The sequence below is a fragment of the Methylobacterium goesingense genome (assembly GCF_022179225.1).
In the GTDB taxonomy this organism is placed as follows: domain Bacteria; phylum Pseudomonadota; class Alphaproteobacteria; order Rhizobiales; family Beijerinckiaceae; genus Methylobacterium; species Methylobacterium goesingense.
The window spans coordinates 1-6153 of sequence record NZ_BPQL01000173.1 but is presented as its reverse complement, the minus strand read 5'-3'; the positions used below and the strand labels follow the sequence as shown (position 1 = coordinate 6153).

Annotated in this window: 5 protein-coding genes; all 5 read right to left on the bottom strand. The window is 65.2% G+C overall.

Translation table 11 applies throughout. The annotated features are described in order from the left end of the window. Positions 1-84 precede the first annotated feature (84 nt). The 5 genes from tssG to tssC all read right to left on the bottom strand — a co-directional run bounded on the left by tssG (position 85) and on the right by tssC (position 5958). Positions 85-1143, bottom strand: a complete 1059-nt coding sequence (tssG, locus tag MFF30_RS23210) for a type VI secretion system baseplate subunit TssG (protein WP_306424601.1) — start codon at positions 1141-1143, stop codon at positions 85-87. Next, a complete protein-coding gene (tssF, locus tag MFF30_RS23205) occupies positions 1140-3095 on the bottom strand; it encodes a type VI secretion system baseplate subunit TssF (protein ID WP_238282458.1) in 1956 nt (651 codons plus the stop codon). The genes tssG and tssF overlap by 4 nt, the downstream gene beginning before the upstream one ends. Positions 3096-3155: 60 nt before the next feature. After that, on the bottom strand, positions 3156-3704 hold the full coding sequence (gene tssE / locus MFF30_RS23200) for a type VI secretion system baseplate subunit TssE (protein ID WP_238282457.1): 549 nt from the start codon (positions 3702-3704) through the stop codon (positions 3156-3158). A 151-nt stretch (positions 3705-3855) separates the two neighbouring features. After that, the gene (locus tag MFF30_RS23195; RefSeq protein ID WP_238282455.1) at positions 3856-4335 is read right to left on the bottom strand and encodes an Hcp family type VI secretion system effector; all 480 of its coding nucleotides are present in this window, start codon (positions 4333-4335) and stop codon (positions 3856-3858) included. Positions 4336-4446: 111 nt separating this feature from the next. After that, on the bottom strand, positions 4447-5958 hold the full coding sequence (tssC, locus tag MFF30_RS23190; RefSeq protein WP_373320992.1) for a type VI secretion system contractile sheath large subunit: 1512 nt from the start codon (positions 5956-5958) through the stop codon (positions 4447-4449). Between the last annotated feature and the right edge of the window lie 195 nt (positions 5959-6153).

Genomic DNA, 6153 nt, shown 5'->3' with positions numbered 1-6153 from the left:
CCTTCGCTTGGCGAAGGGCCTGGATGAAGGCGTCGTACCCGGAACGGTTGAGCTTGCCGGTGACGGTCTCGAGACTGATCTCGCTCATTGCTGTGGGTATCCAGCATGCGGTACCGGCGGCCGGGCGGCGCGCTCGGCGGGATGGAAACGGGCGTCGCGGCGGACGAGGTCGGCGCGGTTTGGCGCCTGGGCCCCCAACCAGCTCGTGTAGCCGAGCCGTCCGAAGCGACCGAGGCTCAGGGGCTCGACGGAAGTAACGGGAAGGGCGAGTTCGACGTCGCAGTCGAGTTCATCGCCGAGGTAGAAGAAGATCAGGTCCGCGAGTGGCAGGCACTGGTCGCCGCCGGGCAGGAGCCGTTCGTAGCCGGCGAGGTCGGCGGCCACGATCCGCAGACGAATCTTGTCGTCGACGCTGTACACGCTTGATCCGAGCAGTAAGTCAGCACCGAGTCGCGCATTCGCGATGCCGAGACGGCTGCGGTCGGCGGCCTCGAACTCGAGATGGCTGCCGACGAATTCCTCGACCTCGACCGCGACGCCGAGGAGCCCGGAGAGCGCATTGCACAGGCGGGAGGCCGAGCGGGCCGCCGGCGCCAGGAGGCCGGCATAGGCGAGCTTGGCCGAGTCTGGAATCGCGTCGCGCCCGGCCAGGGTCGGCGAACCGAGTCCGATGGCCGAGCCGATATAGGCGGCGAACCGGTCGGCCTGCGGGATCTCGTTCTGAGCGATCGGTCGGGCATCGGCCCAGGCCCTGTAGAAGAGCTGTAGGAACCGGTGGTTCAGGATGTCGAGGAAGCGGGGAAAGGCGTCGTCGCGCGCTAGTGTCCAGCCATAGGCCTCGTCCGTGGTCGAGAGCGGGAGCGGCCCCTGCGGACCGAGCAGGCCGAGGAACTGCACGAACAAGCGCAAGCGCCCCTGGCCGTCCTCGTCGACGCGCGCGATGGTCGCCGCCGGAAACGCCAGATAGGGGTCCTCGCCGAGGGCCACGTAATCGTCGCGCCGGGTGGCGCTGTCGCCGATCCTCGGCTGGTCGGGATGGCTGCGCTCGATCCGCCTCAGCGCCGCCAGCAGATCGAACGCCCATGGGGCCTGCCTTATCGCCTGGCGGAAGGTCAATCCGCCGATGTCCGGGCGGTCGGTCACAGCAGCCTCCGTGCGCCCACACGGGGTGGCCAGCGCATGATCTCGCCGCGTTCGGTGGTGCGGATCACGGTCTGGGTGAAGTGGTTGAGCGAAGCATACTCGGCCAGGAATCGCTCAAGGATCGCCCCGAGCAGGAAGGCGCCGGTACCCTCGAAGGCCTTGTCGTCGAGAGAGACCGTTACCTCGGTCCCGCGCGCGGCCCCCGTCCCGGTGCGCTGCCGCAGCCGGCGAACCACGGGGCGGCTGTCCACGCTGCGCAGGCCCCGGATGCGCCGCTCGATGGCGCTGTCGGAAAGGTCCGCGAACAGGGTCAGGATTTCGCGCAGGGCCTCGCCGCCCCGTCCGCCTCCGCGCTCCACGAGGCCGAGAGGATTGAGCCGCAGCAGGCTGATCAGGCGCCAGGCGACCGCGCCCGTGAAGGTGCTCTGCGTTCGGCTGCGCAGTTGCGCCACCACGGGCTCGCGTGGGCGGGTCGGCCCGGCGGCACAGACGACGGCAAGAGAACCATTCTCCGTGAAGCGGAAATCGGCGCCGGTCTCGCCCACCGGGAGGTGCTCGGCCAAGTGGCGGTTCGAGCAAAGAGCTCGCACGCTGACCTCTGCGACGTCACTCTCCGCGTCGATGCCCGCCGGCTCGATCAGGGACAGGAAGACGTCGGTCCCAGTGTAGTCGGAGGCCGCGCCGTACTCGCTGCGCTCCCGGCTTGTCCGGCGGCGCGGGAGGCGTCGCAGCGTGTACGACAGACCCGTCGCCGTCGCTTCTCGGTCGGAGGCGTAGAGCGGCCGCACCACCGATTTCTCCGACCGGCCAGGATGGTGCGCGAAGACCTCAAGTACCCGCTGCGGCTCGAAATCCAGCGGCCGGCTGCGATCCGGCACGAGATGATACTCGTGCTGGCGCGCCTGGACCGGGACCCGGTCGAGCGTCATCTCGAACAGGTTGATCGCAGGAGCAGCGTAGAGCGCGAAGGCCTCGGGCTTCACGGACGCCGAGAGCCGACCGTTGGCCTCGTCGAAGGTGAAGATGAGGTCGAGCGCCCCTGCCTGCACGCGCGACAGGATCCGTGCCAGCCGGGTCAGCCGAAAGCCCAGAAACTTGCGCGGGAAGGTGAAGTATTCGCGCAGGAGGTCGAACCCGTCGAATAGGCGGTTGTCCTTGGGGAACAGGCGTTCGTCGGCCTCGAAACCAATCGGCAGCAGGGTTTCGTGCCCGAGCGAGACGAGCACCGGATCGCCGAAGACATCGAGGTGCCGGAGATACACGCCCGTGCAATTGGCAAACATCTGCTCGTACAGCGCTGCCGCGTCGGCTTCCGGGCCCATGAGGTGGATCGGCAACTCGTCGACGGCACAGCCCGCGAACCAGGTTTCCGGCGCTCCCCCCGACTTGTGCACGGGAGGCTCGTCCTCCGCGCGCGCGGTGGTGCGATGGATCAGGGTCAGTCTGAGGCCCGCGACCGCGGCAGTGGCGACCCCCAACGCCTGGATCGGACCGGCATGGGCGAGGTACTCCGCCGCCACGATCTCGAAGGGCCAGAGCCGGAGATCGGCACAGAGCTTGAAGCGGCAGGCCACCCTGCGCTCCCGTTCTCGATAGGTCGCATCGAGATTCGCGCCGCGCGCGATGCGTGGCCCGTCTCGCAGCGCAGGATCGCCGAAGGCCGGCTTGACGCGCGCGAGCATCACCGACGGCGTCGGTGCGAGGTAGTTCGGTACGAGTTGCTCGAGCAGGTTCTGCGAAAACTCGGGAAACTCGTGCTTGATCTTCAACTGGACACGGGCTGCCAGGAACGCAGCGCCTTCGAGCAGCCCCGAAATCATCGGATCAGCGCGATCGTCGACCAGACCACCCAGGCGATCGGCGATGCCGGGATATTCCTCCGAGAATTCCCGCGCCTGCTCCTGAAGTACGCCGAGTTCACGGTTGTACAGGTCGAGAAACTCGCGGTTCATGACACCGAACCGTCACGGGTCGATCGCAGGGCAGCAGTTGCAGGAAGGGTCATGGGACACTCACCGGTATCGGATCGAGATCTTGCCGGTGTCCTGCTCCAGATCCGCGATGAACTCGACCGGCAGGTTCAGGGGATCGCAGTCGATCTCGGCGCGGACCACGAAGCGCAGCTTGAGTTCGGCCGGGTCCACGTCGCGGTCCCGCCAGGCCGAGACCGAGTTGGCGGCAAGGCGCGGCTCGAAGACCGCCAGGGCGGTCTCGATCTCGGTGCCGATCTCGCTAACCGTCTGCTCGTCGATCGAGCGCCGCGATATGTCGGTGAAACCGTAATTCAGGATGGAGAACGCGACTGCCGGGAAATCCGAGATGTCGGTTGAGGCCGCGAAATTGACCGTGTTCATGAGATCCTCCAGGTCACGGGCCACGGCGCGCTGGAGGTCGGCGGCGCTCATGGCCGATCGCGCGATCGCATGGCGTCCGGGAATGACGCGCTCGCCGACCTCGTCGCGCTCGTTGATCGCCTCCCGCGCGTCGCGTTGGCTATGCGCGCTGCGGAATGCCTCGACGAACGGGATCCGGACGCGCCTTGCGCTGGGTTTGCGGGTCATCACGTGGCCTCGGAGTGCCCAATCGAACGCTTGTGCAGGTGCCAGCCGCGCGCGGGCATCGGTCAACCGGCAGCAGAACCGGCCAGGGCGGGTGCCACTGTGCCACTGCGATCGCCTGCCGGATCGAACAGACGACCGCGTGCGGAACCGGCTACTTCTCGTTTTTGGCGATGTTCCAGGTCGCCTCGACTTCCGGACCAGCGCTGCCGTCCTTCGCCTGAGTCGTGTAGACATACTTGAACTTGGCGAAGTTCAGGGTAACGTTCTCGGTCAGACGATCCTCGCCGCCCGAGCCGCCGACCGAGACGTGCGTCACGATCAGGTCTTCCATTTCGATCTTGACGTACTCGACAGGCTTGTCGCCGGCTTTGCGGACGAAGAGCGTTCCCTTGGGGATGTGCTTGCCGGAACAGCAATGCGATGCGAGCGGCGGGCTCGACTTGTCGATGTACTTCGTGACGCTCAAATCCTGGACGGATACCTTGCCGGAGCCGGAGCCGGAGCCGATATGGCCGCTCCCCGACTGCGCCATGCCCCAGGACCAAGCCAGGACATCGATCTCTTCCTTGTGCTTGCCGTCCTGGGATTCACCCTTGATCCCATCCAGCTTCAGAAACATGTCGACTGCCATAACCGTCCCCTCTCGTAGTTGACCGCTTCGTGGTCACACGCTCAGAACACGCGGAGCACCGGAGGTCTCCGCATGGGTGAATCCTGATTCCGACAGATCTTGCGATCCGGGCTACTGGGCCGGTGCGGGAAGGCGCGAGACCAGGCTCATGCCGATATCCATACCTTCGAGCTGATAGTGGGGACGAAGGTAGAAGCGCGCGGAATAGTATCCGGGATTCTCTTCGTTCTCGAAAATGTCGACCCGGGCATCGGCCAGCGGCTTACGCGCCTTGGTCTGCTCACTCGAATTGGTGGGATCACCGTCGACGTACTGGTTGATCCATTCCTGGAGCCATTTCGTGAGCTGGTCTTTCTCTTTGGTCGACCCGATCTTATCGCGAACCATGCACTTCAAGTAATGCGCGAAGCGTGACACCGCGAACATGTAGGGCAGACGCGAGGACAGATTGTCCGACGCCGTGGCTTCCACCCCCTTCTCACCGAAGAAGGTCTTGGGCTTGTAGACCGACTGCGCTCCAATGAAGGCGGCCTTGTCGGAGTTCTTGCGGTGGATCAGCGGGATCAGGCCGGCCTTGGCCAATTCCGCCTCGCGTCGATCGCTGATCGCGATCTCGGTCGGACACTTGAGGTCGACGCCGCCGTCATCGGTCGGGAAGGTGTGGTTCGGCAGGTTCACGACCTCGCCGCCGGATTGCACGCCGCGGATACGGACGGTCCAGCCGCATTCCTTGTAGGCGCGGTTGATATTGACCGCCATCGCGTAGGCGGCATTCATCCAGGCATAGCTCTCGCCAGCATGCCCGTCCGTCGTCTCCTCAAAGGCGAATTCCTCGACCGGCTCCGTCTTGGCCCCGTAGGGCAGGCGCGACAGGACGCGGGGCATGCATAGACCGAGATAGCGTGAGTCGGGCGAGTCGCGCAGCGACTTCCAGGGCCCGTAATCCGGCGTATCGAAGATTTTTCCGAGGTCCCGCGGGTTGGCGAGTTCGGTGTAGCTGTCCATGCCGAGCAGCGTCGGGTCGGCTCCGGCGAAGAACGGCGCGTGAGCCGCACCGGCGATCTTGCTCAGGTCGCGCAGCAGCTGCACGTCGGTTGGCAGGTGACTGAAGTGGTAATCTGCCACCAGGCATCCGAACGGCTCGCCGCCGAGCTGCCCGAACTCCGACTCGTAGACCTTCTTAAAGAGCGGGCTCTGATCCCAGCGGGCGCCGGGATACATCTTCAGGTTCCGTGAGAGTTCGTTCTTGGAGATATTCATCACCTTGATCTTCAGACTCGAATCAGTTTCCGAGTTGAAGACGAGGTAGTTAAGTCCGCGCCACGCGCTCTCGATCTTCTGAAACTCCGGCGCATGCAGGATTTCGTTGACCTGCGAGGTCAGCTTCTCGTCGATCCGAGCGATCATCTCCTCGATCGTATCGAGGACGTCGTCCTTGATCAGGCTGGTGTCCGAGAGGGCCTGCCGGACCAGGGTTCCGACGGCATTCTCGACCTCCGTCGCAGCCCGTTCGGTGCGCGGCTTGAAGCTTTGCTTGAGGAGACTTGAGAACTCATCCGCCTCGGCCGTCCCGCCCTGAGGCGAAACGGCCTGGCCGCTCAACTCGTTTGTTCCAGATGTCATCGTCGTCTCTCACAATACCGCCGGTAAGGTCGGGATCGAGGGTGATTCCAGTTCTGCGTCGGCCCCGTCCGATCCGGTCGTCTGGTCCGGATGGTCTGCACGCGGTCGGCGCACGTCCTGCATTCGCATTCCGCGCTTCCGCCCGGAACGCCCACTTGATCTCCGATCCAAGAGCGTCCGGGCGGAAGCGCGGAA